Origin of the sequence: Mesorhizobium sp. M4B.F.Ca.ET.089.01.1.1, from assembly GCF_004022605.1 — a bacterium.
In the GTDB taxonomy this organism is placed as follows: Bacteria; Pseudomonadota; Alphaproteobacteria; order Rhizobiales; family Rhizobiaceae; genus Mesorhizobium; species Mesorhizobium abyssinicae.
Window position 1 is genome coordinate 1 of record NZ_RZOS01000659.1, and the last position, 2,340, is coordinate 2,340.

Here is a 2,340-nt window from a genome sequence, read left to right on the forward strand (position 1 = left end):
GGTCCCCCACCGCCCCACCATCTCGCCCGCCCTGCACCTCGGATAGCGATCATTCACCGTTTGTTCATTATGATAGCGCACGATCATAACTGGACATGCTGGTAGCTCGTACATGCCTGAAGGCCCTGCGCGCCGACCCAGCGCCGGGGCCTTTTTACTTCCGCAAAATCGATTCCAGCAACGCGGGCACTTCGCAGGATGTCGGAATCCCGCGCTTGCGATGATACGCCGTACAGCGAATTGCGCGAGTCAAACGAATTTGGGTTTCTCAAATATAGAATCGTCGATACCGATCCTGATGGATCGAGCCTCGACGACGAAGTCAACCATCTTCAAACGGAATTATTCAACATTGCCGAGAGCTCCCGGTGTGCCGTCGAAGCCGACATTGGGGAGGTCAGCGGTCACCAACGATCATGGTGATCGCCAGCATCTTTCGTATTCACATAACCGTCGGCCTTGTACTTTCCCGAGGCCATGACATGAGTGGGTCTTCCAAGCACCGATTTGGCCCGGTAGGATTTGCAGGGGGCGCGGACAAGCGGATGAACAAACGGAATGATGCCGGAAAACTGCGCGCGCCTGCTGGGATTTAGCCGACCGTCGATAGGAACATAGCCCTGGTCGACGGCTTTCTGAAGGGCAAGAGTTTCGCCGACCTGGCTCAGGAACATGGCTTGTCGACAACGAGGGTGCGCCAAATCATCGAGAAGGCCGATCGGCTCGTGGGCGGCGCATTCAGACCAAGACTGAAACGTCCAACGCCTCGCCTCGGTCCGATTTCATGGTCGACTATCCCTATGTGTGCAAATGGCCGAGAAGCACCGGCTGGGTAGCGTCACGCCGCATCATTCTTTGCGGAGCTGGAGCGCGCGGGATCGCTGGAGCGGCTGGTGAAAGCGGTTGCCGGGGCGCACAACACGTGAGCTGGCGCCTCGTGTGGCAAAAGGAGAGGGCGAGAGCCCATGGCCTGCAATGAAGCGATCAAGCATTGCGATCGTGGAACCAAGCTAGTCGACCATCCGGACCGCGGCCTTCAATGCCAGCTCGCCTTGGAATCGGCCTTCCAGGAATTGGCTGAGCGCGCAGCGGAATCCGGCTGGACCGAGGAGATAGCCACGCGCTCCTCGAACTCGCCGGCGCGCGCCTCAGGAGCGACTCCGCCAATGACAGACTGAGAGGACGATTAATCGTGCCAGGGCAACGAGAGAGCGGCAGGTTCAAGAAGCTTCGCCTGAACCGATAGGAACGTCGCTGCGCCAATAAAATTGGCGGTGAAGGCTGACCGCGGCCGAGTCGGGCAAGCGAGCGAAGTGCTGAAATAAGGGCGTGAGAATCCAAGACATCGTTTGTAGAGAGCATCGAGCTTCGCGAGATTGTGGTACAGGATCGACCGCAGGTGTTCTCGCAGCGCTCGCAGAACCCGGGATTCTTCCGCGGCACCCGCCAAGGCGAAGAACGGTCAGAGTTGCACGATAACGTTTAAAAGCGAGCCTTCCTCCGAAAGTCTGCGCGCGCAGTTCCACGGTCCGATGCGCTTTCATAGCTATTCCAATCGCCGCGCCCATCCTCTCCCGGATCAGGTCCAGCGGGTCTGCAGTGCATGCGCCCCCAAAGTGGACGCCATTGGGCCGGGTGAACCGGGCTCGATTGCGCGCCGAAGGCCCGTTCCAGGCCCGGAAATCCGGGTCCGTCAGGGCGAGCGCGTGCGGGTCGAGGTAGAGAACGGCCTTGCCGAGAAAACGACCGTGCACTGGCATCGCGTGCGTGTGCCACATGCCATGGATGGCGTGCCTCACCTCACGCAGAAGCCCGCGAAAAGGCAACGGAAGATCTAGCATTTATGGGGGAAATGTTTTTTCGGAGTGCTTGACCCGCAGGAAGGGCAGGGCATGACTGCCTATCGCCCGACCCGGCCGGCCGCACTCATGACCGGCTGGGCTCGGTTAATCCTGCATGCCGCGCCCATGAGGTTGCGCTCTGTCGGGAGTGCGTCGAGCACAACGACGAGATGTAGTTCACGATCTTTGAAACGCGTGTCAACCATCCAAAGTGTGGATGCCTTTCATCGAAACAAACGATTTCATCAATGTTCTGGAATCCTGCATGGGCAGAACAGAAACCGCCCGAAAGGAGATTTTTCATGCGCTCTACCGGGCAGTGGAGTGCTGGGAAAGGGAGTTGCAACTGACCGGGTCCGACTTCTTCCGAGTCTATGGACAGACTGGGAGACGCGCACGGTGTAGCGGCTCACATCGTCATACTGCACCTACGCCACACACCGGCCGGACCTGATCCGGCTTTATGAGCATTGGGCTTTGTCAGTTGCCCAAGCGTGAT

General features: G+C 58.9%; 1 protein-coding gene and 2 pseudogenes. 1 reads left to right on the top strand and 2 read right to left on the bottom strand.

What is annotated here, in order from left to right; all coding sequences use genetic code 11:
- Positions 1-404: 404 nt before the first annotated feature.
- A complete protein-coding gene (locus tag EN780_RS39105) occupies positions 405-674 on the bottom strand; it encodes a hypothetical protein (RefSeq protein ID WP_024504272.1) in 270 nt (89 codons plus the stop codon).
- A 993-nt stretch (positions 675-1,667) separates the two neighbouring features.
- Between EN780_RS39105 and EN780_RS32325 the strand changes: the two are divergent.
- Positions 1,668-1,814: pseudogene (locus EN780_RS32325) on the top strand (multicopper oxidase domain-containing protein); the annotation flags it as partial.
- Between the two features lie 104 nt (positions 1,815-1,918).
- Here the strand turns inward: EN780_RS32325 and EN780_RS40970 are convergent.
- Positions 1,919-2,047 (bottom strand): annotated as a pseudogene (locus tag EN780_RS40970) (LysR family transcriptional regulator); the annotation flags it as partial.
- Positions 2,048-2,340 lie beyond the last annotated feature (293 nt).

Excerpts from the sequence above, each read along its gene's own strand:
- EN780_RS39105 (WP_024504272.1), bottom strand. The coding sequence starts at position 674 with ATGTTCCTGAGCCAGGTCGGCGAAACTCTTGCCCTTCAGAAAGCCGTC.